The organism is Psychrobacter sp. NC44, assembly GCF_904846655.1.
Classification (GTDB): Bacteria; Pseudomonadota; Gammaproteobacteria; order Pseudomonadales; family Moraxellaceae; genus Psychrobacter.
This window is the reverse complement of record NZ_CAJHBN010000002.1, coordinates 239,396-265,156: the sequence shown is the minus strand read 5'-3', so window position 1 is coordinate 265,156 and position 25,761 is coordinate 239,396. Positions and strand designations below refer to the sequence as shown.

Sequence of the window (25,761 nt, the reverse complement as noted above, 5' to 3'; positions counted from 1 at the left end):
ACCGTTTTTCATGGCTAAAGTGGCGGCCTCCAATTGCTGTTAGATGTTAGCAACTGTATTTACCACTCTAGCCTCTGTGTCATCGATTATAGGCTGAAGCAGCCAATCAATGCCACCCTCTTTGCTGCCTGTTTTGTCAGCTTCTCTCAACTTCGATAATGGCGCAATCACACTGGTTCGAGGTGTGGATGCCAAATGTGGATAGTCTTGACGATAGTGACCACCGCGACTCTCATAACGCTGATAAGCTGACTGAATAACCAACGTGGCTAATTGTAATTGTCGTGCTAATTGAAATAGTGCCAGCTCATTAGCAGTGATAGTGCCATCTAAAGTACTCATACTGGACTGATTTAACCTAGTTTTTTCAAGCCACTGTTGCCATTGCTGTATCTGTATTAATATTTGCTCTAATGATTCGGCATTTCGAGTGATACCCATATAAGAGGTCATTAAAACTTTTAATTCTGTGACTATTTTGCCCGCATAATCGCGGGTAACGATATCAGTGTCATCACAATGAGATAAATTAAATAGAATGGTAGGAGAAGAAGGAAGCTTAATAGTTTGAATATCTTTGAGCGTTGGTGCTGTCCAAATGGCAGTTGCTGATAAATGTAAATTATCATAAACGTCAACGGTATCTAGATTGTCTAATGCTTTTAAATATCGCGGTAAGTCAGCAGCGATATTGCGCCCAACGACTACGCATTCTAAAAGTGAATTACTTGCTAAGCGATTCGCACCATGCAAACCTGTATAGGCAACTTCGCCTGCGGCATATAAACCTATCACATCGCTCAAACCATTGGCGTCAGTAACCACGCCACCGCAACTATAATGCGCAGTCGGGGCAACGGGGATAGGTTCCCTAGTCATATCAATGCCGAGGTTGAATAATGTTTGATAAATCTGTGGGAAATGCTCCCGTAAAAACTGTTCTGGCAAATGACTGACATCTAAATGTACGTAGCCAAGCCCGTTATTACTGATCTGCTCAGCGATGGCGCGAGCGACGATATCGCGTGGTGCCAATTCTGCCCGCTCATCAATTTTTAACATAAAGCGCTTGCCAGTTTGCGGACAGGTCAGCCGCCCACCTTCACCGCGTAGTGCTTCCGATATCAAAAAGCTGCTGTCATCTAACGCTAAACCTGTTGGATGAAATTGAATGAACTCCAAGTTTGCTAAGCGACAGCCTGCTTGCCATGCCATCATCACACCATCGCCAACACAGACATTTGGTGCACTGGCTCGCTTGAACAGTTGTCCTAAACCGCCACTAGCCAGTACGACTGCGTGACTATAAAAAGTCAGTTGTCGTTGATTATTATGATCAAAAACTTGCGCCCCTTGGCATTGCTTATTTGGATTGGCACTATTTGTTAAAAGGCTCAGCGCTTCATGATAAGGCAAAATAGTGATATTAGCAGCGTTTTGCGCCTTTATAGTCAAGGCTTCCATAATGTGTCGACCAGTCGCATCATCCGCATGTGCGACCCGCCTGCAACCATGCCCGCCTTCTTTGGTTAAATGTAAGTCGGCAGTTTGTAGTTCAGTCTGTAGTTTGGTGACAGGTTCTGCATTATCTTCTTGCGGTATTTGGGTAAAAGGCACACCTTGCTCACATAGCCATTGAACGGCCTGTTGCCCGGCACTTAAAATGCGACTGGTATTATTAGCTTCGCATAACCCTGCGCCAGCGATTAGGGTATCGGCAATATGGTCAGCGACAGAGTCCTCTTTATCCAAGCTTGCCGCGATGCCACCTTGGGCATAATGACTGGAGCAAATCTCTAAGGCGGCTTTGCTCAATACAGTAATATTCAGCGATTTTGGTAATGCTAGAGCCGTGCTTAAGCCTGCTAATCCCGCGCCAATGATAAGCACGTCCGTTTGTACTATAGCAGCAGGGCTATCGAGACCTAATGATTCCGCTGTCAATGCCGCGCTCATATTAGGCAGCCCCGACATTGGCAAATAACTCACGGTCTTTGACAATATCGCCGCTCGTTGCCACACGTTGCTTCTGCGTTTCGGCAAAATCAAGCATGCGTTGCAAGGGTTTTCTAGCCGCGACTGCCAGCTCAGGTGTCATTAATACTTCACCGCTATTATTGATCAGGCATTGCTCGATACCTTGTAGACCATTCATCGCCATCCATGGGCAAAACGCGCAACTCTTACAACTGGCGCTTTCACCTGCAGTAGGTGCAGCTAAGAAGCGCTTATATGGTGAGCGTTTTTGCATTTCGTGCAAAATACCCAAATCGGTGGCGACGATAAAGGTATCGGCATCCATCTCATAAGTCGATTGCAACAGCTTACTGGTCGAGCCGACCACATCGGCGAGCGCCACCACGCTATCAGGGGATTCAGGATGCACCAATACTTTGGCGTTTGGATGATTCTCTTTTAATTGCATTAGCTCGGTCGATTTGAACTCATTATGTACGAGGCACGAGCCTTGCCAAAGCAGCATATCTGCGCCAGTCTCAGCAGCAATATATTTACCTAAATGGCGATCAGGCCCCCAAATAATTTTTTCACCATTCGCATGCAAATGGCGAATGATGTCGATGCCAACCGATGACGTCACCACCCAATCGGCACGGGCTTTGACGGCGGCGCTAGTATTGGCATAAACGACAACTGTACGCTCAGGGTGAGCATCACAAAATGCGGAGAACTCGTCAGCAGGGCAGCCCAAATCAAGCGAACACTCGGCTTCTAGGTCTGGCATCAGTACTGTTTTTTCCATACTTAAGATTTTCGCCGACTCACCCATGAAGCGGACACCAGCGACCACTAAGGTCTGGGCGCTATGCGCTTGCCCAAAGCGTGCCATCTCCAGCGAATCACCCACACAACCACCCGTTGCTAATGCCAAATCCTGAATAAAGGGGTCGACATAATAATGGGCGACCAATACCGCATCATGCGCTTTTAATAGCCGTTTGATGTTTTCCTCGACCATGAGACGTTCAGTACGCGGCAAGTCTGCTGGCATTTTAGCTTTGGCATATTCAATATTCATTTGTATTGCAATGCGATTGTCATTACTCATGATGGGCGCGTCGTAAGGATAAGTTTTCATAGATGCAAACCTTTTAGGCAGTAACGACAAGCAATATGCCGCTAAAAATAAGTCAATTAATATCGCTGGCTAGTCAGATGTTTTGATTATGCTCATTTTGAGCATAAATACAAGTATTTTTTATACATTTATGATTTATAAAGACTCATTTTATATAATTACAACCACGAACTATGATAATCGTTGATTCAAGCTATACTGAGCAAATGGTCAACGGCTTAGCAGTTGAGCTTTATTTAATAATTAAAATAAAAGGTAATCACTAAAGTCATGACGTTGTCTTATTCACACGCGCATCAGCAAGGTAGTGGCACCACAGAAGTCGTGGCCGTGCTAGTCGCCATTACTGAGCATACCGCTAGGGTCTTAACCGTTGATCAAGGAAAGCTGTTACCCAATGGTCCATTGATGCCGTTGCATCGCTCACTGCAAGCTGGCGTGCGCCAATGGGTTGAGGAGCAAACACAGCAACCACTTGGTTATTTGGAGCAGCTATATACCTTTGTCGATACCAATAGGCGCAACGTTGATGGTCACGCATTGGTCTACGTGAGCTATTTGGGACTGGTACAAGAGACACAAACGCAGCAGCTACAAAGCCAAGCATCGTGGCGCGATTGGTATGATTACTTTCCTTGGGAAAATCATTTGGATGGCATACCTAGCATCATTATGAACAATATTGTGCCAGCATTATTGAGCTGGGCAGATAGCACTAAAGATTCAGGCATTCAGCAGCGCCGCCGTCAGCGTATTGGTTTATGTTGGGGTGTAAGTGAAGCGCTCTTAGTGGGTAATATGACCACAAGTGAAAATGCGGATAATGAATACACAGCCTATGAGCATTATGAAAATAGAGAGTGGGTCGCTGAGCATGTGCTACTGCGCTATGAGATGCTGTATGAAGCGGGACTGATACCGGAAGCACCGAACTATCCACCTAGCTATTCAATGAATCATCAAAGCGCTCATCAATCGAGCCATCAGAATAAGCTACCTGAAAGCTGGTCACAGCTCATTGGTGTGCCGATGTATTATGATCATCGCCGAGTGATTGCAACGGCTATTTCACGGCTGCGTGCCAAAATTGAATACCGACCGCTTATTTTTGGCTTGATGCCAGATGTATTTACCTTGTCACAATTACAACAAAGCGTAGAAGCGCTCTCAGGAGTGCGCTTGCACAAGCAAAATTTCCGTCGTCTGCTAGATTCACAAAAACTTGTGATGGAAACAGGACAGAGTAGTAGCGCCCAACGTGGTCGTCCTGCCAAGCTTTATCGCTTTCGTCATGATATTGAACTACAAAGCTTATTGATGGATAGTAAGTTGCCTAAGCGTAAATAGGCGTCAATAGACTACCTTGCTATCTTTATTTTGATGATTATAAAACCCTGTCGGCTGCACAAAATGATGACGGTTCCTTGCGAGGCTGTTAACTTTACGCTATATTTATGCTCATTTTGAGTTTAATTGCATAAGCATATATGAACGCCACGTTTATTTAAGGGTTAAAAATGACAGTTAAAAAAGAACCAGCATTGGATGACGTATTGCTTAAACCTTTAGTTGAAGCTGCGCTAACTGAGGATTTGGGCAGACGCGGGGATGTCACATCACAAGCCACCATTCCAGCCGATATGCAAGCAAAGCTAGAGATTAAAGCGCGGCAAGCAGGCGTGATATGTGGTATGGATTTGGCACGTTTATCGTTTGCGATGGTTGATTCTCAGATTGAGTTTGTGGCTCAAGTTGCTGATGGTGAATGGGTTGACGCGGGTACAGTCTTGGCTAGTGTGCGTGGTAATGCGCGCCATTTACTGACAGCAGAACGTACCGCGCTCAATTTTATGACCCACTTGAGTGGCATTGCGACAGATACCAGAAAAATTGTAGATAGTGTGGCAAACTATCCTGCGCAAATTACTTGTACACGTAAGACCATTCCAGGCTTGCGCATTGTACAAAAGTATGCGGTACGCTGCGGCGGCGGGCGCAACCATCGTTTGGGACTGGACGATGCTATTTTAATCAAAGACAATCATATTGCCATCGCTGGTGATATAAAGACTGCGATTAAACAAGCCCAAGATTTCGCTGGGCATTTAATTCCTATCGAAGTAGAAGTCGATACTTTAGAGCAGCTAGTGCAGGCACTAGACGCTGGCGTGAGCTTGGTGCTATTAGATAATATGTCCCCTGAAATACTAGCGCAGGCAGTAACGATGTGTAAAGGTCGCGCTAGAACAGAAGCTTCAGGTGGTATTACTCCTGAAACGGTGCAAGCAGCAGCAAAAACGGGTGTTGATTTTATTGCCATGGGTTATTTGACGCACAGTACCACGGCATTAGATATCGGTCTTGATTTTAGCGCATGATTTTCAACATGGCTGTCTTTACCTGCCTGTCTTCACATACCTATTTTAGCGATTAGGCTTTATGAGGTTTTTTACCCGCCAAATAGTGGCTGATATGTCAATGTTTAGCCTCTATTTTCGTCGATAGTCTGCTGCCAGAAAGGTAAGCAAAGTTAATGATTTAATTAGCTTATCTGCCTATGATACAATATAAGCTACAAAGTTATTGTTAACCATCTATTGGGTCATCGTTGCACTCGCACGATGACCTTATCTTTTTGCCCGATTTGACTAATAGACAAGCGAGCGCTCAGTGAATACTGAAATCATCAAGATAATCTTAGCCTTTATGGTACTGATTAATCCCTTTAGCGCTTTGACGTTATTTTTGGATTTGACCCGTGGTTATTCGATGAATAATCGACGTAAAGTGGCGCGTGTTGCTTGTTTGACGATTTTTATCACTATTAGTTTCTTTACGGTAGCAGGCGAGACATTACTAAAAGCACTTGGTATTTCTATCGGCTCGTTTCAGCTGGCAGGTGGCATCTTGGTGTTTTTGATTGCTCTTAATATGATGAATGGCGACGGTAATCCCGTGAAGCCCGATCAAGAAAACTTCGATGTTGACCATGTGCAAGACGCGCCGCCCACCATGGCTGCAGCAGTTGTGCCTATCGCTATTCCAATGATGATTGGACCAGGTGGTATCTCGACGGTGATTATTTATTCTTCACAAGTCTCTGGTATTTTGCAAGTATCTGCCATATTGATTGCTGGTTTATTTATCAGTCTGTTTTGTTATCTAGCATTGATGGCGGCAGGTCGTATCAGTCGCTTGCTGGGTGATACTGGATTGAACATCATGAGCCGAATTATGGGGATGTTATTGGCGGCAGTTTCTATCGAAATTATCGTTAATGGCTTACGCACTTTATTTCCTGATTTAGTGTAATGACGCTGCTACCTTATGTTTGTCCGTCAGTTTTTTGACTTATTCCTCAATGGGTGTGTTGAGTATTCAACCCTAGCACTGACAGTGCTGATTTATGCATGTTTAATACGCCCTAATGAAAAGCATGTGCCAACTCATATCAAATTTAAAAACCAAAGATTCGGTTAGAAGCCATTTTTGGAGAATAGTCATGTCTTAAGCTATGGCTAATTAATCACCAAAAGTATTCGAAAAAACACCATTCATAAAAATATGTTACAGTGGACAGACAACTATTATCATAGGAGTTAGTCTTGAGTAATAAAAGAATTGCTATTTTAGGTGCAGGTCCAAGTGGTTTAGCACAATTACGCGCTTTCGAAGCGGCTCGATTGGCTGGTGCAAAAAACTTACCTGAGATAGTGTGTTATGAAAAGCAAAACGCTATTGGTGGCATGTGGAACTATAGCTGGCGCACAGGATTAGACAGAAATGGTGAGCCTGTTCACGGTAGTATGTACCGTTATTTGTGGTCCAATGGTCCCAAAGAGTGCTTAGAATTTGCTGATTATTCGTTTGACGAGCATTTTGGTGAAGCGATCCCCTCATACCCACCGCGTGAAGTCCTAAAAGACTACATTATGGGGCGTATCGATAAACAAGATATCCAAAAATACATCCGCTTTGAATGCCCAGTACGTTGGGTATCATTTGATGATGAGACGCAAAAATTCACCGTGACGGTGATGAATCATAAAACCAATGAGCAAGAAGTGGAAGAGTTTGATTATGTCGTCGTGGCGACGGGTCATTTTTCCACGCCCAACATGCCTTACTTTGAAGGGTTAGAAGCTTTCCCCGGTCGCATTCTGCACGCGCATGATTTTCGTGACGCCTTAGAATTCAAAGACGAAGATATTTTACTCATCGGCAGTAGTTATTCAGCCGAAGACATTGGCACGCAGTGTTATAAGTATGGTACCAAATCAGTCACTATCAGCTATCGCACGCAAGCGCTTGGCTATGATTGGCCAAAGGGTATCAAAGAAGTGCCTTTGGTCACCCATTTTGAAGAAGATGTGGCGCACTTTGCCGATGGTAGCAGCCAAAAATTTGATGCCATTATTATGTGTACCGGTTATCTATTTCATTTCCCCTTTATGCCCGATGAGTTACGTCTGCAAACGCATAACTGCTTATATCCAGCCAACTTGCACAAAGGGATTTTTTGGCAGCCAAACCCAAAGCTCATTTATTTAGGTATGCAGGATCAGTACTTCACCTTTAATATGTTTGACGCTCAAGCATGGTATGCACGCGATGTGATGATGGGCGATATCGAATTGCCTGAATTGGTACACCGTGAAGCAGATGAGAAAAAGTGGTTGGCAACTTACGCGAAGTGCGTGATGGTCAGCGATTCAATCGACTTTCAAGCCGCTTATATTCGTGATTTAACCAATGCGACCGATTATCCAGAATTTGCAGTTGAAAAACAGGGTGAAATCTTAAAAGAGTGGCAAAAAGACAAAGCCGATAATATCATGACCTTTAGAGAAAAGGCGTATCGCTCTACGTTAACAGGCACGCTATCGCCTGAGTTGCCAGAGCCTTGGTTGGACGTCCTTGATGACTCGCTTGAGCATTTTTTGAACTTAACCTTTGTTAAGCCTAAAAAGCGTAAAAAAGTATCGTAAATAGTAAAAGTGTCAGATTTCAAAAAGCCAAACGCATTTATACAAGGTGTTTGGCTTTTTTTATTCTTATATTAATATGTAGGGGCTGTGTTAATGGTTTAGTCTATCACCTATTTTTGCCTTTATCGTTGTTTTTAACTTTGGTACAAATGCCACGCCAAATACAACATCAGTATCCCTACCAAAGCATCGAGTATATTCCACGCTTTTGGTTTGGCAAATAATGGTTTGAGTAATCGCGCCCCATAACCCAACGCAAAAAAGAAAAAGAATGAGGCGCTGACTGCACCGACTGCAAATGCCAGCTTACTACTAGCACCCGTTGAAACCATACCAACGAGTACCAATGTATCTAAGTAGACGTGTGGGTTAAGCCAAGTAAAGCCAAAACATAATAACAGGGCTTTTTTTAAGCTAGTGACGACTTGTCCCTCGACGGTGAGTGCATGTGTGACGCGCACACTGGCATATAAGCTCTGCAATCCATAGCCTAGCAAGAATACGACGCCAGCGAATTTTGCGATATTGACCACTTGCGGATATTGCGCCGTGACCGCGCCAAAACCGCCAACGCCAGCAGAGATTAATAGCGCATCACTGACCGCGCAAAATAAGCAGACAAAAAATATGTGCTCGCGTTTGAGTCCTTGTTTGAGTACAAAGGCGTTTTGTGAGCCAATCGCGATGATGAGCGATAGCCCAAGTAAGAATCCAGAGGTGTAGTCGGTCGCATTCATAATAGTGTGCTTAGCATGGGGCGGATGAGAGGTGTTGACATTTTGCTTACTGGCAGCGCGGTAAAAAGCTGTTAAGATACGCTATTGGATAAATCTATGCAATACGAGCGCAATAAGCGTGCACGGGACGAGGGGCAAGGTAGGTCATGGTGGTAAGTCTGACAAGAATGCTAAAGTCATTTGGGCAAGCTCAAGATGACCTGCCAACGCTAGCAGCCAAAAATGCTCAGGAGATGGCTATCAGTCAAGATATAGAGGTGACTGATAATAATAGTACAAACAATGATAAAAACGATCAAGCTGTCAGTCAGCGTTCTGTACTGACGCCGCCTGAGCGCAGCGAACGTATTTGTGATGCTTTGGCGCAAGTGAGTGATATCAGAACGCCGACACCTTTGACTGATCGCTACCTGTCCAATCGCGCTCAGATGCGCCCGACCAATAGACCACCTTTTGACCCCGATACTTTATGGTATCTCAAACATGGACGCTGCCCGATTATGACTGAGCTTGTTGATGTGGTCGATGAAGCCACCCTAAACGCCATGCCCATCGAGGCGGTTGCGATACTAGACCGTATCAATGGTAAGTTAAAACGCTATCGTGAGTGGAGCAGTGAGCTCAACGAACAGCAGCAACAGCAACATAATGAACGCCAATTTGTCATCGATAAGCTGGTGTCAGAGAGCATTCCAGAAGCGCTACATCATTATGAGCAATTACAGCGTTTTAGCCCGCACCGTACCAAAAACAATATGGTGCAAGGAAAAATGACGGCAGGTGACATGCTGACGGATTTGTTTTTAGAGATTGATTATGAGCTTGATGAATTGTTAGACGAGCTGCATCAAACGGTGATGAATCGTTTGGCTTCAACGCACCGTTATGTCAAAAGCCGGACAAAAAGTTAATTACTAATAGATAATGGCTGTTAATTGGCATTATAAAATTAACATAATTCAGAGCTGTGATTAAATTGGGGACACGCCCTAACATGGTTTTCACACAAGCGACGTAATGCATAACAATATAGGGCTTTAATAGAGCCTTATTTTTTTGTTTAATAATAACTATCTATCTTATTTAGAATAATAAGAAATTTACCAAGCTATTTAGCCAAGCCATTTTATTCAACAATTAGGATACTCTAATGACTCAAGTTACTGCGATGTTTGTCATGTTCATTTTATATGGAGTGTTACCAGTCGCTGGGTTATATCTTGGGTATCGTGGTATCAAAAAAATGACTGCGCCTAAGATGCTTGAGTACAAAGCGATGCCGCAATTGGGTTACATCCCAGAAAAAAGCTTGCCTGTTGAAGTCAAAACAGCACTCGACCAAATCAATGAAAAAGGGGAGAAGCTGCGAGTCATTTATGGCGATACCAATAATGATGGCAAGATAGACGATAAAGACACGGTCAATGAAACCTACATTATGATTCAAAACCTAATGGACAGACATGTGCCACTTGCTGTGACTGACTATCGCCGCTTGCACGACTTAGATGTGGGGGAGGGCGCGCGCGCTGACACGACCAAAATTAAGCACTCTAATGTGACTGGAAAAGAAGCGCTATTAGATGTATTGCGTACCATTAATACTCAGTTTGATGATTTATTGAATGCCTCTTATCATCAAGATGGTCAAAAGCTGCTCGCGACCAACCGCTATCTACAAAAACGCTTTAATAATCCTGCTACTACGACAGATATGCAAAAGCTCGATAGCAATGTTAGTAGTGTCAGTAGTGCTAATATAGAAATTAAAGCGATTGAAGATCCAACTGGCGCAACTGGTGAGAATGTGAGTGCTGAGAATATTAAACTGTAAAGGCAAAGTGGTTTGATTAAACGATGAAGAGTAAGGGTATATGAGCATCTTAATAGGCATTGGCATTGTAACGACCGTTACCACCTTTTATTTGGGTAAAAAAGGCTGGCATGCGCTGCACAAAGCGGTCGGTATTTCGCCAGGTGTACTCACTTATCAGGATTATGATGCACCGTTGTCATTGTCCAAACTCAGTTGGCAGCAACTAAATTTAAATAAAAAATACCTGAAAGATTTGTCAGAGCCACAGCTGCGCCAATTAAAACGTATCGATGAAAAAGTAACCCGCTATCAAGTGTATCAAAAATCACTACAAGCTCAGCATAAAACGCCTGCCGTAACCGAGCAACAGTTTGTATTGAATAAGATGTTGCACACTAGGCTGCCTGAAATGCTTGCCAGTCATCATCATCTAGCGAATATTAATATAAGCGCTGACAATGCAGATAATGAAAAAAAGGCAGAAGCCAATCAGTTATTACAGCAGGTATTTAATAATATTGAGCAGCGTCTAGATAGATTATTAGAACAAATGGGAAGTCAGCAGTTACAAGAACTACGAGTAATGAGGAATTATATTAATAGCCACGATAGCTAAATATAAGTCGTCAGGTTGACAACGACTTTTTGTAAAACTTATATAAAAAAGCTGCCAATGATTATTCATCATTGGCAGCTTTTTTGTGGTCTACTTTAAAACTATTGAAGATTCAAAGTCACACTACATTTTACATTTAGGCGATTAACGCTTGTCGTTGCGGTCACGAGTATTGCGCGTACCACGGCTGGCAGGGCTAGCACTACTTTTAGGCTTCGCGCTGCTGTTACGATTGTCGCTACCACTGCGGCTATCGCTACGACTGTCAGTAGCGCGACGCGCTTTAAGCGGCTTGCTTCTGATACGCTCTTGCTTCTCTTTCGCTGCGCCATGCAGACCCGTACCATAACGAGGACGCAAGCTCACTAGATCGGTCAACGTATTGATGTCTTTTCTGTCGAGTTCTAAGAAACGACCAGTACGTAGCTCTTTTGGTAGAGCAATCGTACCGTAACGCGTGCGCAGTAGACGGCTTACTTTCAGGCCTTGTGATTCAAACAAGCGACGTACTTCACGGTTACGACCTTCTTTTAGTTGGACGTGATACCACTTGTTGACGCCTTCACCACCGCCTTCTTTGATATCTTCAAACTTTGCAAGGCCATCTTCTAGCATAACGCCAGCCGTTAATGCACGTGCAATTTCAGGCGTGACTTCACCCAATACACGTACTGCGTACTCGCGAGTGACTTCACCAGACGGATGCATCAAGCGATGCGCCATCTCACCATCATTGGTAAACAATAATAGCCCGGTTGAATTGATGTCCAAGCGACCAACCATCACCCAGCGATCATGAGTCAGTTTTGGTAAACGCTCAAAAACGGTTGGACGACCTTCTGGATCTTTAGCAGAGCAGACTTCGCCTTCAGGTTTGTAGTAAGCGATAACACGGCGACGCTTTTCGTTTTCAGAGGTGTATTTAATCTGACGACCGTCAACGCGAATCTCATCGCCTTGCTCGACGCGATCACCAATGGTCGCAGGTCCGTTATTAACAGTAACACGCCCTGATTTTATGACTTCTTCCATTTGACGGCGTGAGCCAAGACCCATACGGGCGAGGGCTTTCTGTAATTTTTCATCTTTCATAATCATGTCCTTGAGTCGGTGGGTTTACATTTCTCAATGTAAAAAATTGGATTGACTATTCTACGCTATTTTGATGACTTTAGCACGCAAACCAGTATCTACAAACGGTATCAATTTATCGTTTTACATTAATAAAAGAAAGTTTGCTAAATTAAAAGAGATTTCTAAAATAAAAGTTGATTAGGGTGTTGTGAAACTAAGCTATTTGCACACAAATGCTTATATTTATTTTTTAATAAAACAGTAAGTTCTCTAAGTATTATTAAGATCAGTTAAGCAGCATAACCAATACCAAATTTCTATTTTCGGCAGCATGAACCGTAAAAAATACTGCTAACACCTTTTAATATGTCCTCCTATTTAGATTTTTCTGTCTTTTTGTTTTTATTGATATGCGCTATACATTATTTACGAGAAGGGCTTGCGTAAAATAAATTAACTAAAAAAACTGTTCTTACATCAATGTTTATAAATATTGCGTTATGTATAGTTTAGGTGTATATTCAATAAATACATCCTTTTTTATGAATATATTGATAGCAGCAAGGCACTTATTTTTGATTCACGAATATAAATATGAGTAACTGTTATGGTTTATAAATATTTCATTTCTGTACAAAAGCGCTCCTTAATAGCGAGTGCGTCTTGCTTATTGCTGACAGTATTACTCAGCAGTTGCACCATAAATTCAGGACTTCAGTCTGGAAAATTACCTGAGTCAGGGACATTCACTGCAGAAAACGGTCTACAATTCTATATTCAACCTTTGAGTTTGGCTAATCTACCACCTAAAGAAGCCGTCAATCTTGATCGAGATTTATATCATTTAGTAAAAACATCTGGGCGTGTCAGCTATGGCATTGCTAAAGGGGATGTTCTCAATATTATCCTGACCAATTATCCAGATATTAACGCCTCAACGTCTAGTCTGACCGTTGACCAGCAAGGGTTTATACAATTCCCCTTAGTAGGGAGAGTCAAAGCCAGTGGTCTCAGTGTGCCGCAGTTCACTGCCACTTTGCAAAGCAAGCTTCAACGCTATCTCAAATACTCAGATCCTCAGGTCAAAATCATCAACTACCGTGGTAGTAAGTTTTTCGTAGATGGTGAGGTCAAGCAGTCTGGTGAGTTTGTTATCGCAGATGTGCCCATCTCAGTATATGGCGCTATTTCTATGGCGGGTGGTACGACTGATACGGGTGATTCAAACCATATCGTATTAAACCGTCAAGGCAAAAGTTACAAGCTCGGTATCCAATCATTAAATCAAATGGGGCTGTCTGCCAATCAAATATACTTACAAGACGGCGATGCTATTCATGTCAATAGCCAAAGCCGCAATAAGGTCTATGTATTGGGAGAATTTGGCAAAATTGAGCCCGTTGCTATTCCTGAGCAAGGGCTGAGCCTAGCGCATGTATTAGGTGAGTCAAATGGATTGAATTCTAATACGGCCAATGCGGCCAAAGTATATATCGTTCGGGATAATCCAAAGTATCAATACACCAATATTTATTATGTCGACATGCAGAGCATCACAAGTTTTGCTTTGGCCAGTCGTTTTGACATGCAAGCCAATGACATCCTTTATGTTGATCCAACTGGCTTGGCGCGCTGGAACCGTATTATCAGCGCCATACTGCCTTCAACATCAGCAATCAATGTGATTTCAGGGATATAGGAGTCAGTCATGCGAGCGTTTGATCAGATCTTGGTTGTTTGTGTTGGCAATATATGCCGCAGCCCGATGGCCGCTGCCATATTAACGGCATATTATCCAGAAAAGCACATCGACTCTGCTGGTCTGTCAGCGCTCGTAGGTCACGCAGCTGATGCCAAAGCGGTTGCATTGATGGCTACTCATAATATAGACATCAGTGCTCATATCGCCAAGCAAATTGATGAAGCATTAGTCAGTCAGTCAGATTTAATTTTGACGATGACAACCAGCCAAACCAAATGGATTGAAAGTCAGTGGCCGCACTGTCGCGGAAAAATCTTTCGAATTGGGCATTGGCTTGATAAAGATATTGCTGACCCTTATCAGCAGGATGACTCAGCATTTGAGAAGAGTAGACAAGATATTATCGATAGTCTTGAACAATGGACTGACAAGATTAGCGACGCGCCATCGATTAGAGCGTTGAAGTTCAGCGAATGCTATTAAACGATCAACATTGAGCGATGAGTATATGGTTATGAATAATATGGATTCAAAAGACCTATCAACGTCTACGGGCGAAAAAAACAATGACGACATCGATTTAATGGCGCTGGCTTTAGTATTGTTACGTGGTTGGAAAATTATTGCTCTCATGGCGATATTGGGGCTTTTACTAGGGCTTTTGTATACCCGCTATGTGAATCCCATCTATAAATCAGATGCGCTGATACAGATTGAAGAAAATACTCAAGGAATAGAGGCGCTTGGTGAGAGTATCTCAGAGTTGGTTGGTGCAGAAGTTAGCAAAGCGGAGACAGAAGCAGAGCTGATACGATCACGTATGATATTGGAGCCGGTGGTTGAGCTATTGCACCTACGCATTAAGCTAACAGATCCCAATATTGGTCATCTTGATAGAATAAAAAGCAATCGTACTTACACGCAATTAAACACACCGGATGATGTGTCACTTGATACCGAAAATGGCATAGTAAAAGTCCGCCAATTTGATGTATCACCAGCGTACTTGAACCAACCTTTTACACTAACAAAATCTGCTACAGGGTTTGTTTTGAGCAATGGGTTTGATGAATTTAAAGGTCAGCTTGGTCAGGCGCATCAGTTCAAAGGGTTGGACGGTCAGATTAATATTACTGTCACAGAGTTACCTGCTGATGGTTACCCAATTAATATTAGTAAGCAGACGATAAAGGCTGCGACTGACGCTATCAACGGCGCCTTATCCGTTGAAGAAAAAGGTCAAAAAACGGGGATTATTCAGCTGTCGATGACGGGTCCCAACCAAGAGCAAATCACGACTATACTCAATCAGATTGTCCAATCCTACGTCGATCAAAACCAATCTCGTGGCTCTGAAGAAACGACCAAAACACTTGCCTTTATGGAAACGCAGATACCTCTATTAAAAGAAAAATTAGAGACTTCTGAAGCACTGTTTAATGACTTTCGTAAAAAATATGGCACGATTGATGTGGGTAAAGAAGCTGAATTGTTATTGAATGAGAAGTCGCGCATTGAGGAGCAGCTCAATGAGCTTAGACTCAAAAAAGCAGACCTAACTACTTATTACACCGAAGAACATCCACTGGTCATTCAAATTAATGAACAGCTCAAAGTGCTGAATAATAGAATAAGAGAGATAGACAATACCATTGCAGGTCTCCCTGAAATACAGCGAGAGTTTTTAAAGCTGTCAGAAGATACCGCCATCAATCGAGAAATCTATCTGACGCTGCTCAAAAACTATGAGCAACTTAAAATCGTCAAGGCTGGTCAAATCGGCTATGCCCGTATTATCGATTCACCGACCAGCACCTTTAATGCCATTGCACCAAATAAACTACAAATCCTGATGCTGACCACATTGATAGGCATGATGTTTGGGGTGATGATGGTGCTCTTGAAGAACCTTGTTAGAAATGTCGTAAAAGATCCAGAGCATTTAGAGGTCACAACGGGCATCCCTGTCATCGCAACGATTCCACGCTCACCCTTACTGTCGAGGTTGAGTAAAAAGAAGAATACCACCCCTCGCATGCTCGCTCATGTTGATCACAGTAGTTTGAGTTATGAGGCGATCAAAAGCTTAAGAACCAATTTGATGTTTGGTATGCCAATGGGGACAGCGGTCGGGCAGCCCGCGCAAGTCATATTGATTACTGGGGAGAGCCCTGGTGTGGGCAAGTCGTTTATCGCTGCCAATTTATCAGAGGTATTTGCCCAGCTCAACAAAAAAGTCTTGGTCATAGATGGTGACATGCGCTTAGGTGAGCTGCATAAAATGTTTAATATGAGCCAACATGATGGTCTTGCCGATTATTTGTTGCAGGATAAAAAGCATTTTTCTCCGATTGATGGTACTCGATCAGACAGTGAGGTTCCTAGCTTAGGGGTCGAAAGCTTTATTCACCCCACTGGTATGGAGTTGATTGATTTCATACCGCGCGGACGGCAACCGCATAATCCCACCTCCTTATTGATGGGCGAAAAATTCAATCATTTGATGGCAGAATTAAAAACTCAATACGATTATATTGTCATCGACTCACCCCCGATATTGGCGGCGTCAGATGCTATGGTACTTGCGCAACATGCAGACAAAGTACTCATCGTTACGAAGTTTAATCATTCAATAGAAGGGCAGCTGGTTTATGCGATCAAGCAAATGAATAAAGCCAATGTACAAGTAGATGGCATTATTCTCAATGATGTACAGCAGGGTCTTATGGATAAATATAGCTACCATTATCATTATGCCTATGGAGATAACCGCTAGTTTGCGTGGTTGTCGCTCATAAGCAAACCAACTTAATTGGGTGGATATTATGTTTATAAAAACAGAGTCAAACAATGCTTATCAATCGTCCAGTGGTTTTAATCAATGGTCGAAGCGTATGGCTCTGTATTTATTGTCATTACCACGCCTGACTAAAAGTACCCTCTTATTTAGTATAGATTTTGCCATGTCGATCTTTTGCCTATTATTGGCATTGATGCTACGACAAGGGTATATGGCCTCTCATATCAGTCTTGCAGCATTGGCTTTTTATGCATTCGTGCCGGTTGCTAGCTTATATCTTATTGGTTTTTATCGCAGCGCCTCTCGAGGGTTTTTTGATGCAGTGATGGGTCGTGTGCTGCAACTGTTTTTTTTACTTATTATTGTTTATCAAGTCATCATTTATTTGAGCCCATCAGCGACAATACCGCGCTCAGCCCCCGTTATATTTTTATTTCTATTTTTTATTTGGCTGTGGAATAGTAGGCTCATGATCCGCGCGTTACTGAAACGTCTACAGGGTGCAGGTCAAAGCCGTCGTCCAGATGCCTGTTGTGACAACGTGATTATCTATGGTGCAGGAGAAGCTGGTCGAGAGTTGCTAGAAAGTTTGAGGCATTCTTATCAGTACAATGTGGTGGCATATATCGATGATGATCCGCAGCTTACTGGGGCTTATTTACATGGCAAACAAATATATGCGGCTCACGCGCTTCCGTGGTTGATAGAAAAACTCAATGTGGCGCAGGTGATTTTAGCCATGCCCTCTATGAGCCGTGCTCGTAAAAAACAGATTATGGACAGTCTGTCAGGTATCTCCGTTAAGATAAAAGACTTGCCAAGCTTACGTGAGCTTGCTGATGAGATAGTAACCGTCAGTCATATACGACCCGTTGACATACTAGATGTGCTCGAACGAGAAACGGTCGAACCTGTTGCGGAGTTGCTACAAAAAAATATCACGGGCAAAAATGTTCTCGTTACCGGGGCAGGTGGTTCAATCGGTAGTGAGCTGTGTCGGCAAATCATCAAAAATAAGCCTAAATGCTTGGTGCTATATGAACAGTCTGAGTATGCTTTATACACTATAGATCAAGAACTTGGTAATCTAAAAACAGCGAATGCTGATTATCAAAATATTGAGATTATTAGCATTATCGGCAGTGTCAGTAACGAAAAAAAATTAATCAATATATTCGAAAAAAACCATATAAAAACGATTTATCACGCTGCAGCCTATAAGCATGTGCCTATTGTTGAGTCCAATCCCTTTGAGGGCACCATCAATAATACCAAAGGCACCTACCATTGTGCCCGTGCTGCGATACAGGCTCGCGTTGAGACTTTTGTGCTGATTTCTACTGACAAAGCCGTGCGACCTACCAATGTCATGGGAGCGTCCAAACGCTTGGCTGAGTTGGTCTGCCAAGGATTGAGCCAAAGTAACAGTCAGACTTGTTTTAGCATGGTGCGTTTTGGCAATGTTTTAGGGTCATCAGGCTCTGTGGTGCCGTTATTTACCAAACAGATTGAGCAAGGAGGTCCGATCACCATCACTCATCCAGACATCACACGCTATTTTATGACGATTCCAGAAGCGGCCAGTTTGGTTATTCAGGCAGGTGCGATGGCATTCGGTGGTGAAGTGTTTGTGCTTGATATGGGCGCGCCCGTCAAAATTGTTGATCTGGCAAAACGTATGATTCGTTTGACAGGTTGTGAGCTAAAAGATGAGAGCAATCCCAATGGCGATATCGAAATCGTATTTACTGGCTTGAGACCGGGTGAAAAGCTCTACGAGGAGTTAATCATTGGTGAAGACAATATCGAACCTACTTTTCATCCATTGATTATGCAAGCAATGGAGCACAGCTTTCCTTTGCAAGATATCGAAAATATTTTATTTGAATTTGCAGAAAAAGCAAAGCAGCAGGATGTGGTCTGGCTAAAAACACAGTTTAAGTTTTTTGTCGAAGGTTACCGAGAAGGGTCTGATAAAGATGGCGAGGTAGAGAAAGTAGATACCACACTGACAGATGAAATGGGTTAATAGAGAGAGGCGCGCTGTCATAAATTCCTTACAAGTTCTGTGAGTCACTAAATTGGACAATATGTCATGAGCTCTGGAGTATTTTCATCGATACAGAGCACAATAAACAGGTTGAAAACCAGTCACTTTGTGCGAGATGTGGTCATGGTCGGTGGCGGGATTGCTGCTGGACAGGCCATCGCCATGATTTTTATGCCATTTCTCACCAGACTGTACAGACCTGAGGATTTCGGTATCGCTGCTGCCTTTACTGCTATCGTCAGTATTATTACTCCGATTGCCACTATGGGCTATGCAAATGCAATCGTGATGCCAGACAGTGACGAGGATGCTGCGGCCATTGCCCGATTGTCTATATTGCTCAGTGTGGTTATAGCTGTCCTCTCATTCATTGTTGTCTATGTCGGTAAGTTTCATTTGGCAAGTTGGATGGGTATGGAAAGTACGCCAAACATGCTATATCTCATACCATTAACGCTATTAGTCGGTGCTTTTCTTTCTGTCGCTGATCAGTCTGCTATTAGAGTGGGCTTATTTAAAGCGAAAGCTCGGGCTTATGTGGAAAGCAAGTTTGTGACAGATAGTAGTAAGCTGATAGGCGGTATGCTAGCACCTTCAGGGATGTTACTTATTTTATTGACGATAGCAGGGCAGCTCACAAACTTTATCATGCAGATGCTTCGTGTACCTAGAGTAGGTGTATTAAATGTCCGTCATTGGTTTGGTACTAAGGGTGTTCGACATGCCGCCATATCGCAGCGTGATTTTGCGATATATCGTATGCCACAAAGTATCCTGAATGCGGCTTCAGTAGGGTTGCCAACTATCTTGTTAGCGTCATTATTTAGTGCCTCTTCTGCAGGGCAGTATTCATTAGCTGTTCTTGTGCTTGGTGCACCCGCGATGCTGTTAGGTCAGGCGGTTGGAGAGGTTTTCTATCCTAAAATTACGCGTGCCATCACAGCAAATTCATCTGAGGCTTATCAATTTTTATTAAAAGTAACGTTGATTCTATTGGTGGTTGGTATTGTGCCATTCGGTACGGTGTTCGTTTTTGGTGATTATCTTTTTTCTTTAGTGTTCGGTGCAGAGTGGGCATTAGCAGGTAGTTATTCGCAGTGGCTGTCTATTTGGCTTTTGACCAGCTTAGTGTCTGGTGCGAGTACTGCGGCATTGCCAGCATTACGTTTACAGCGATTCCTTTTGATTCGAGAAGTGTTTGCAGTGGTATTTCGTGCTGCAGCGCTGTATGTAGGTTTTTACGTTTTTGAGTCAGATATGATAGCCATTGCCCTTTTCTCATTTGTTGGGGTTTTGCTCAGTTTATCTATCATTTATGTCGCTTTTCGGCGTCTTGTTCATATCGATGAAGTGAAGCAGTAGGTACGTTTTTTGACTGCTTTGAATGTCACAAAGGATATGTATGAGAAGTCTCAACTTCAGAGGCTCACTATGATTTCAGTTATTATCGCTGCATTTAATGCCGCTGCTACTATTGATCGTTGCATCAACAGTATTGACGTTGCGAAAAAGAGTCACGACATTGAGCTGATAGTCATTGACGATGGTTCTAAAGATCATACTGCTAGCCTATTGCATAGCTGGGCAAATGCTAGGTCATGGATTACGGTGAAATATCAAAAAAATGCAGGCGTGGCAGAGGCTCGTAATACTGGGCTCGATATCGCAACCGGCAATTACATCGTTTTTATAGACGCGGATGACACCATTGATAATTGGTATTTTGATTTTGTCTTTGAAAAAGCTGTAGATCGAGATGTCGAGATGTTGGCATTTGGTCATAAACGCATGATGCTGGATGGCTCTGTTATTGAGCGTCCTAATAGTGCGGCAGAATACTCACGGCAAGATATCGAAATGCTACAACTGAGAGTGACAGAGAATAGACATATATATTGGTACGCCTGCACCAAGGTGTATAGCAAAAATTTAATTGCAGAGCTGCGTTTTGATAGTGACGTCAAATTTGGTGAGGATGGTATTTTTAATATCGCATGTCTAAGCAAAGCGAATCGTTTATCGGTGCTGCCAGACTGTCCATACAACTACTATGAAAATGCGACCTCAATAACAAGCTCACAATACAAATCAGGGCTTTTGAAATCCATTGAAGCGGACTATACAGCCAGAGTCAGGATACATGATTGGTCGATCAGTGCTACTGAAAAGCAAGTGCTATTATCGGACTTTGCTCGTAGTTATGTCGAGCATATGCTGCCATATTTACTTAATAATTTGGCGCATATCGATATGAAAAAACGTCGTGCAGAGCTAGTTAAAATACGCCAGTCTTTCGTTTATCAGAACTGTTTGCCGCATTATTATCAACGGCATCCAGCACGCGGCATTCGTGTATTGATTTTATGTTTTTCACGGCGTTGGTATGTTATGACGCTGGTTTTTCTTCAACTGTCTTGGTCTAAAGCAAAGGTGAAAAAATATGCTTAATATTGATTTGTTGCCTCAGCCTTTACGCAGTGATGAAAAGGGTCAAAAGCGCTGTTGTTTGCTGCAACAGACAACAGCTAGCGGGCAAATGACTGAGAAGGCATTGTGGTTTGTATATCCAGCGAACTTGCCAATGCCAGAAGACGATGATTGTGATGCTTATTTACTGGCCACATTGTTGCCCGCGATGCAGATGCGAGCAGCCATTCATGTGCATGGTAGCGTGTCGCATGAGCTATTAGCCAACCTGACAGAGCTACAGTATGTTTGGAATAAATGGTTACCAGAGCGTTATTTTTTGATCGATATAAAAGTAGATCGTATAAGAGAACAAGACGGCCATATAGATGGTGCTATCGCTGCATTTTCTGGTGGCGTTGATGCTCAGTTTACCGCTTATCGTCATGCGACAGGCAGAGCAGGATACGCCACACGAAATATTAAAGCAGGGGTTTTTGTGCATGGCTTTGATATACCTTTAGAGGATACAAAAGGCTTTGCCAGTGCAGCAAAAACAGCGGCAAACACACTCGCAGATATCAATATCGAGCTATTGCCAGTTGAGACAAATATTCGGGGACTTTGGGATATCAACTGGGAAGACTATCATGCTGCTGCTATCGCTTCGGTCTTATGTGGCTTAAAACGATATGCAGGCATTGGGCTCATTGGTAGTGGTGATTCTTATGATGTATTAATTAGTCCTTGGGGTTCACACCCAATCACTGACCCGCTGCTAAGTTCTGGCGACTTTAGGCTCATTCATGATGGTGCAGGTTTTAGTCGGTCAGAGAAGCTGCAAGCGCTTGCAGAATGGCCATTAGGTATAGAGAATTTACGTGTCTGTTGGGCTGGAGATAAGCATGATAGTAACTGCGGTCGCTGTGAGAAATGTGTTAGGACGCGTCTCAATTTTTTGGTTGCAGGTATAGATAACCCTCAATGTTTTAGCGAGCCCATGGACTCATCACTTTTTAAATCAATGGCTCTAAAGGGCAGGGCTGTTAGCATAGATTGGAAGTTAATTCGTCATGAGATGATTAAGACGGGTAGAGGTCTTGAATGGCTGCCATACATTGAAAAAGCACTCAAACGTAAACCGCCTCCTAACTTGAATAGATTGTTTCCTGTTGGCTCAAGGCGTCGTATGTGGGTGAAGAAGCTGTTAATGAGAAACGAATAAGGGAGCATTAAAAATGAATATTGCTGCTATAAAAAAGCTCGTTCCGCTCAGATTAAAAAAACACTTAGCCGCTTATATGGGGGCGAGAGGTTTACCGTTACCAACTGGTAAACGGTGCTTTATTTTTCTTGCCGCCGACTATGGCAATATTGGTGATATTGCTATTTCTCACGCGCAAAAGCAGTATTTGCAACGTGTGCTGACGGATTATGATGTTGTTAGTGTGGCTATCAGTCAAACCAGATTTGTGCTCAATTCAATTAAACAGCAAATAAAAGAGACGGATATCGTTACTATCATCGGCGGCGGTAATATGGGTGGCACGTATCCTGATATTGAGGAGCTGCGCCAATTAGTCATCAAGTCATTTCCTGCCAATCGTATCGTTTGTTTTCCTCAGACACTAGATTGGAATGATTCTATTCAATCTAAACGTGCCTTGCAGCGTATTGTGAAAGTCTACGCCAAGCATCCAGATATACATGTTTTTGCCAGAGAGTCGATAACAGCGGCAAAACTCATCGAGCTTTTTGCTGACTACAGTAATGTGCATATTGGTCTCGTACCAGATATTGTGATGAGCGCGAATGCCACAGTGCTGGGTACGACAGATTGCTTAGCGCCTTCAGGTATTTTGCGCTGCTTACGAGATGACAAAGAAGCCGCACTATCAGCTGAGCAATACGCCATGATAGACAAAGCCTTGGCAGATACTGGCTATCAGATTGAAAAGACCGACACACATGCTGGTGGTTCGCAACTCGATGAGGCACATTGCACAAAATTACTGACTGACAAGCTTAGCCAGTTTCGTGCTGCAAAATTGGTCGTGACTGACCGTCTGCATGGCATGATTTTATGTCTGCTATCGGGTACGCCGTGCTTGGTACTCCCGAACGCCAATCATAAGATAAGACAGACGCAGTTGGACTGGTTAGGCGGTCATCCAAGGCTGGTGTTTTTAGAATTGGAAGAGATTGCTGATATTGTAAAATTCATCGATAGCCTTCTGTCCCTGCCTCACGGTACGATGGATGAGTCTCCAGTTGATATGGCTAAGTATGATGACCTAAAAAAAGCGCTAGTAGCGATATGACGACTATCGAAACGCCATTAGTGAGTATCATCGTACCAGTGTATAACGTTGCGTCATATATCGATGCTTGCTTGGCATCCATCAAGCAGCAGACTTATCAGAATATTGAAATTATCGTTGTAGAAGATTGCTCCACTGATGATTCAAAACAAGCACTCGCGTCACATCTCAGGGATGAACGCATCAAAGTCATTCAGCATCATGAAAACAGTGGTCTTTCTGCGGCTCGTAATACTGGTATCAAGTCTGCGATAGGCGAATACATGATGTTCGTTGATTCTGATGACATTATAGACTCTCGCTTGGTGGCAGCGTGTGTGGATTGTACGCTCAGCACGAATGCAGAGGTCGTGACGTATAGCTTTACGCCATTCAAAGATGGAATCACAGAGACAGATCTGCCGTATCCCGCTAGCAATTTAGCATTTGAGGCAACCAAAATAGACGGCTCATATTTTAGCTTACCGCATTTTGCATGGCTCAAATTTATTAAATCTAGCGTAGTGCGGTCGGCCTCGTTACAGTTCCCAGTGGGTCTGTACTACGAAGATTGGCCTTTTCATTGGCATCTTGGCTTAGCTACTAAGATTAAGTATCACCTGCCCATTGATTTTTATCTATACAGACAGCGCGGCACGTCGATCACAGGGTCAACAGATAAAAAACTATTAGACCTTTTCGTTATCCACGCAGAAGTCATCAGTTTAGTAGAGGACTATCAAGCGGATGAGGTTAAAAAAACACTCGCCAATAAAATTAAACAAAGTCATTGGAGTATCCTTACTCGTATAGATAATAACTATTTAGCAGCTGCAGTAGCACAAGCTAAAAAAGCAGATAAAACGTTACGACTAAAGGGTTATAAGAGCGATTTGACCGTAAGAAATATGATGATTAGTAATATAGTACGTATGCCGACGCAAGTTGCCTTGCTTATGTTACAGGTGCTTCGTCAAGCGCTAGACAAAAGAGCAAAGGTTAAAGGTCAAGAGAAAATAGATTCAGAATAGTTTTGAGAAATACGTTTGGTTTTATGGCTTCTTAATAGGTAAAGAGATGACTATTCAGAGAGTGCTGCACATCGTGGGAAAAATGGATCGGGCTGGGGCAGAGACCATGCTCATGAATCTATATCGCCATATAGATCATAGCCAGATGCAGTTTGATTTTATCACTTTTACCGACGAGGTCGGTGACTATGATGCTGAGATAATAGCGCTGGGCGGTAGGATTATACCGATTTTAGCGGATCATTCATTAGCGCGTATGTGGAAGCTTAAAAACTTCCTTAAACAACACCCTGACTATCAAATCGTTCATGCTCACATGCTATTAAACAATGCTTTTCATCTGCTGGCTGCTAAAGGTGCTGGCGTGCCGCATCGCATTTCACATTCTCATAGCACCAGTAATGGTAAAACCAATATTGTTAAAAAAATATATGAACAGTGGGCGTTCATTACCAATCGTAAATTGGCCACGGATAAAATGAGTTGCGGTGAACAAGCGGCACATTACCTATTTGGCAGCATAAAAGACGTGTGGCTACTACCCAATGCTGTTGACATACAGCAGATGATGACAGTCGCTAACCAATCAAGACATTATATCGACCAAGAATTTGGCGATGAGGGGCTAAAAATCATCCAAGTTGGTCGTCTAAATGAGGTTAAAAACCATCAGTTTTCTTTAGAGGTCGCTGAGCAGTTAAAAAAACGTCAGATCGCCTTTACCTTATATATTGTTGGACAAGGTTCATTGGAGGCGAGGCTCAGGCAACAAGTAGCAGATAAGTCACTCCTAGATACGGTCAAGTTTTTGGGGATGCGTACGGATATCACAGAATTAATGGCCAGCGCCGACTATATGATCATGCCTTCGTTGCACGAGGGTTTCCCTGTCGTCTTGGTCGAGAGCCAAACAGTTGGGTTAAAGGCGTTGGTTTCTGACCAAGTATCACCTGAAGTAGATTTAGGACTTGGATTAGTACAGTTTTTACCGATTCACTCAGCCAAGGATTGGGTTGATTGCTTATTAGCGCCTAAACAGCCAAAGCCCAATGAAAAAGACATAACCACAGCGCTGAATTTATATGGATTTAGTGCTGCTACCAACGCGCAAATACTAATGCAAAAGTACTTGAATATGTGACGG

21 protein-coding genes are annotated in these 25,761 nt (G+C 43.0%); 17 read left to right on the top strand and 4 right to left on the bottom strand.

Going from position 1 to position 25,761, the window contains the following annotated elements:
• Positions 1–39: 39 nt before the first annotated feature.
• Positions 40–1,956, bottom strand: a complete 1,917-nt coding sequence (gene nadB, locus JMX95_RS02360; protein WP_201559980.1) for an L-aspartate oxidase — start codon at positions 1,954–1,956, stop codon at positions 40–42.
• Between the two features lies 1 nt (position 1,957).
• The gene (gene nadA, locus JMX95_RS02355) at positions 1,958–3,097 is read right to left on the bottom strand and encodes a quinolinate synthase NadA (RefSeq protein ID WP_201553522.1); all 1,140 of its coding nucleotides are present in this window, start codon (positions 3,095–3,097) and stop codon (positions 1,958–1,960) included.
• Between the two features lie 270 nt (positions 3,098–3,367).
• On the opposite strand from nadA, the gene JMX95_RS13640 reads away from it, so the two are divergent.
• The 4 genes from JMX95_RS13640 (at position 3,368) to JMX95_RS02335 (ending at position 8,085) form a co-directional block, all read left to right on the top strand.
• Positions 3,368–4,444, top strand: coding sequence for an NUDIX hydrolase (locus JMX95_RS13640; RefSeq protein WP_227675935.1), 1,077 nt, complete (start codon positions 3,368–3,370; stop codon positions 4,442–4,444).
• A gap of 170 nt (positions 4,445–4,614) precedes the next feature.
• Positions 4,615–5,475 (top strand): carboxylating nicotinate-nucleotide diphosphorylase, encoded by an 861-nt coding sequence (gene nadC / locus JMX95_RS02345; RefSeq protein WP_201559950.1) that lies wholly within the window; start codon positions 4,615–4,617, stop codon positions 5,473–5,475.
• A gap of 292 nt (positions 5,476–5,767) precedes the next feature.
• On the top strand, positions 5,768–6,409 hold the full coding sequence (locus tag JMX95_RS02340) for a MarC family protein (RefSeq protein WP_083475671.1): 642 nt from the start codon (positions 5,768–5,770) through the stop codon (positions 6,407–6,409).
• Positions 6,410–6,702: 293 nt separating this feature from the next.
• Positions 6,703–8,085: an NAD(P)-binding domain-containing protein gene (locus tag JMX95_RS02335; protein WP_201559949.1), complete on the top strand. Its 1,383-nt coding sequence runs from the start codon at positions 6,703–6,705 to the stop codon at positions 8,083–8,085.
• Between the two features lie 134 nt (positions 8,086–8,219).
• Here JMX95_RS02335 and JMX95_RS02330 read toward each other — a convergent pair whose 3' ends face one another.
• The gene (locus JMX95_RS02330) at positions 8,220–8,822 is read right to left on the bottom strand and encodes a LysE/ArgO family amino acid transporter (protein ID WP_201559948.1); all 603 of its coding nucleotides are present in this window, start codon (positions 8,820–8,822) and stop codon (positions 8,220–8,222) included.
• A 167-nt stretch (positions 8,823–8,989) separates the two neighbouring features.
• Here JMX95_RS02330 and JMX95_RS02325 point away from each other — a divergent pair, with 167 nt between their 5' ends.
• The 3 genes from JMX95_RS02325 to JMX95_RS02315 all read left to right on the top strand — a co-directional run bounded on the left by JMX95_RS02325 (position 8,990) and on the right by JMX95_RS02315 (position 11,254).
• Complete coding sequence (locus tag JMX95_RS02325) at positions 8,990–9,733, top strand: hypothetical protein (RefSeq protein WP_201559947.1); 744 nt, start codon at positions 8,990–8,992, stop codon at positions 9,731–9,733.
• Positions 9,734–9,972: 239 nt separating this feature from the next.
• On the top strand, positions 9,973–10,656 hold the full coding sequence (locus JMX95_RS02320; RefSeq protein WP_201559946.1) for a hypothetical protein: 684 nt from the start codon (positions 9,973–9,975) through the stop codon (positions 10,654–10,656).
• A 40-nt stretch (positions 10,657–10,696) separates the two neighbouring features.
• Positions 10,697–11,254 (top strand): hypothetical protein, encoded by a 558-nt coding sequence (locus tag JMX95_RS02315; RefSeq protein WP_201559945.1) that lies wholly within the window; start codon positions 10,697–10,699, stop codon positions 11,252–11,254.
• Between the two features lie 144 nt (positions 11,255–11,398).
• Here JMX95_RS02315 and rluB read toward each other — a convergent pair whose 3' ends face one another.
• Positions 11,399–12,346 carry a 23S rRNA pseudouridine(2605) synthase RluB gene (gene rluB, locus JMX95_RS02310; RefSeq protein WP_045444804.1) on the bottom strand — a complete coding sequence of 316 codons (948 nt, stop codon included), beginning with the start codon at positions 12,344–12,346 and terminating at the stop codon, positions 11,399–11,401.
• Between the two features lie 589 nt (positions 12,347–12,935).
• On the opposite strand from rluB, the gene JMX95_RS02305 reads away from it, so the two are divergent.
• From JMX95_RS02305 to JMX95_RS02260, 10 genes are all read left to right on the top strand, one after another.
• On the top strand, positions 12,936–14,027 hold the full coding sequence (locus JMX95_RS02305) for a polysaccharide biosynthesis/export family protein (RefSeq protein WP_201559944.1): 1,092 nt from the start codon (positions 12,936–12,938) through the stop codon (positions 14,025–14,027).
• 9 nt (positions 14,028–14,036) lie between these two features.
• Positions 14,037–14,513: a low molecular weight protein-tyrosine-phosphatase gene (locus JMX95_RS02300; RefSeq protein ID WP_201559943.1), complete on the top strand. Its 477-nt coding sequence runs from the start codon at positions 14,037–14,039 to the stop codon at positions 14,511–14,513.
• A gap of 31 nt (positions 14,514–14,544) precedes the next feature.
• Positions 14,545–16,806 (top strand): polysaccharide biosynthesis tyrosine autokinase, encoded by a 2,262-nt coding sequence (locus JMX95_RS02295; protein ID WP_227675934.1) that lies wholly within the window; start codon positions 14,545–14,547, stop codon positions 16,804–16,806.
• Between the two features lie 49 nt (positions 16,807–16,855).
• Entirely contained in the window at positions 16,856–18,859 is a 2,004-nt protein-coding gene (locus tag JMX95_RS02290; protein ID WP_201559941.1) for a nucleoside-diphosphate sugar epimerase/dehydratase, read from the top strand.
• 111 nt (positions 18,860–18,970) lie between these two features.
• Positions 18,971–20,242: an oligosaccharide flippase family protein gene (locus tag JMX95_RS02285; RefSeq protein ID WP_201559940.1), complete on the top strand. Its 1,272-nt coding sequence runs from the start codon at positions 18,971–18,973 to the stop codon at positions 20,240–20,242.
• 69 nt (positions 20,243–20,311) lie between these two features.
• Positions 20,312–21,328: a glycosyltransferase family 2 protein gene (locus tag JMX95_RS02280; RefSeq protein ID WP_201559939.1), complete on the top strand. Its 1,017-nt coding sequence runs from the start codon at positions 20,312–20,314 to the stop codon at positions 21,326–21,328.
• Positions 21,321–22,511: a hypothetical protein gene (locus tag JMX95_RS02275; protein WP_201559938.1), complete on the top strand. Its 1,191-nt coding sequence runs from the start codon at positions 21,321–21,323 to the stop codon at positions 22,509–22,511. Before JMX95_RS02280 ends, JMX95_RS02275 begins: the two co-directional genes overlap by 8 nt.
• 13 nt (positions 22,512–22,524) lie before the next feature.
• Positions 22,525–23,607 (top strand): polysaccharide pyruvyl transferase family protein, encoded by a 1,083-nt coding sequence (locus JMX95_RS02270; protein WP_201559937.1) that lies wholly within the window; start codon positions 22,525–22,527, stop codon positions 23,605–23,607.
• Positions 23,604–24,617: a glycosyltransferase family 2 protein gene (locus JMX95_RS02265; RefSeq protein WP_201559936.1), complete on the top strand. Its 1,014-nt coding sequence runs from the start codon at positions 23,604–23,606 to the stop codon at positions 24,615–24,617. The genes JMX95_RS02270 and JMX95_RS02265 overlap by 4 nt, the downstream gene beginning before the upstream one ends.
• Before the next feature lie 46 nt (positions 24,618–24,663).
• Complete coding sequence (locus JMX95_RS02260; protein WP_227675933.1) at positions 24,664–25,758, top strand: glycosyltransferase; 1,095 nt, start codon at positions 24,664–24,666, stop codon at positions 25,756–25,758.
• Positions 25,759–25,761 lie beyond the last annotated feature (3 nt).

Coding starts and splice junctions, on each gene's coding strand:
- JMX95_RS13640 (WP_227675935.1), top strand. CDS start 3,368: ATGACGTTGTCTTATTCACACGCGCATCAGCAAGGTAGTGGCACCACA.
- JMX95_RS02315 (WP_201559945.1), top strand. CDS start 10,697: ATGAGCATCTTAATAGGCATTGGCATTGTAACGACCGTTACCACCTTT.
- nadC (WP_201559950.1), top strand. CDS start 4,615: ATGACAGTTAAAAAAGAACCAGCATTGGATGACGTATTGCTTAAACCT.
- rluB (WP_045444804.1), bottom strand. CDS start 12,346: ATGAAAGATGAAAAATTACAGAAAGCCCTCGCCCGTATGGGTCTTGGC.
- nadB (WP_201559980.1), bottom strand. CDS start 1,956: ATGAGCGCGGCATTGACAGCGGAATCATTAGGTCTCGATAGCCCTGCT.
- JMX95_RS02265 (WP_201559936.1), top strand. CDS start 23,604: ATGACGACTATCGAAACGCCATTAGTGAGTATCATCGTACCAGTGTAT.
- JMX95_RS02270 (WP_201559937.1), top strand. CDS start 22,525: ATGAATATTGCTGCTATAAAAAAGCTCGTTCCGCTCAGATTAAAAAAA.
- JMX95_RS02325 (WP_201559947.1), top strand. CDS start 8,990: ATGCTAAAGTCATTTGGGCAAGCTCAAGATGACCTGCCAACGCTAGCA.
- JMX95_RS02290 (WP_201559941.1), top strand. CDS start 16,856: ATGTTTATAAAAACAGAGTCAAACAATGCTTATCAATCGTCCAGTGGT.
- JMX95_RS02280 (WP_201559939.1), top strand. CDS start 20,312: ATGATTTCAGTTATTATCGCTGCATTTAATGCCGCTGCTACTATTGAT.
- JMX95_RS02320 (WP_201559946.1), top strand. CDS start 9,973: ATGACTCAAGTTACTGCGATGTTTGTCATGTTCATTTTATATGGAGTG.
- JMX95_RS02295 (WP_227675934.1), top strand. CDS start 14,545: ATGAATAATATGGATTCAAAAGACCTATCAACGTCTACGGGCGAAAAA.
- JMX95_RS02260 (WP_227675933.1), top strand. CDS start 24,664: ATGACTATTCAGAGAGTGCTGCACATCGTGGGAAAAATGGATCGGGCT.
- JMX95_RS02305 (WP_201559944.1), top strand. CDS start 12,936: ATGGTTTATAAATATTTCATTTCTGTACAAAAGCGCTCCTTAATAGCG.
- JMX95_RS02330 (WP_201559948.1), bottom strand. CDS start 8,822: ATGAATGCGACCGACTACACCTCTGGATTCTTACTTGGGCTATCGCTC.
- JMX95_RS02275 (WP_201559938.1), top strand. CDS start 21,321: ATGCTTAATATTGATTTGTTGCCTCAGCCTTTACGCAGTGATGAAAAG.
- nadA (WP_201553522.1), bottom strand. CDS start 3,097: ATGAAAACTTATCCTTACGACGCGCCCATCATGAGTAATGACAATCGC.
- JMX95_RS02300 (WP_201559943.1), top strand. CDS start 14,037: ATGCGAGCGTTTGATCAGATCTTGGTTGTTTGTGTTGGCAATATATGC.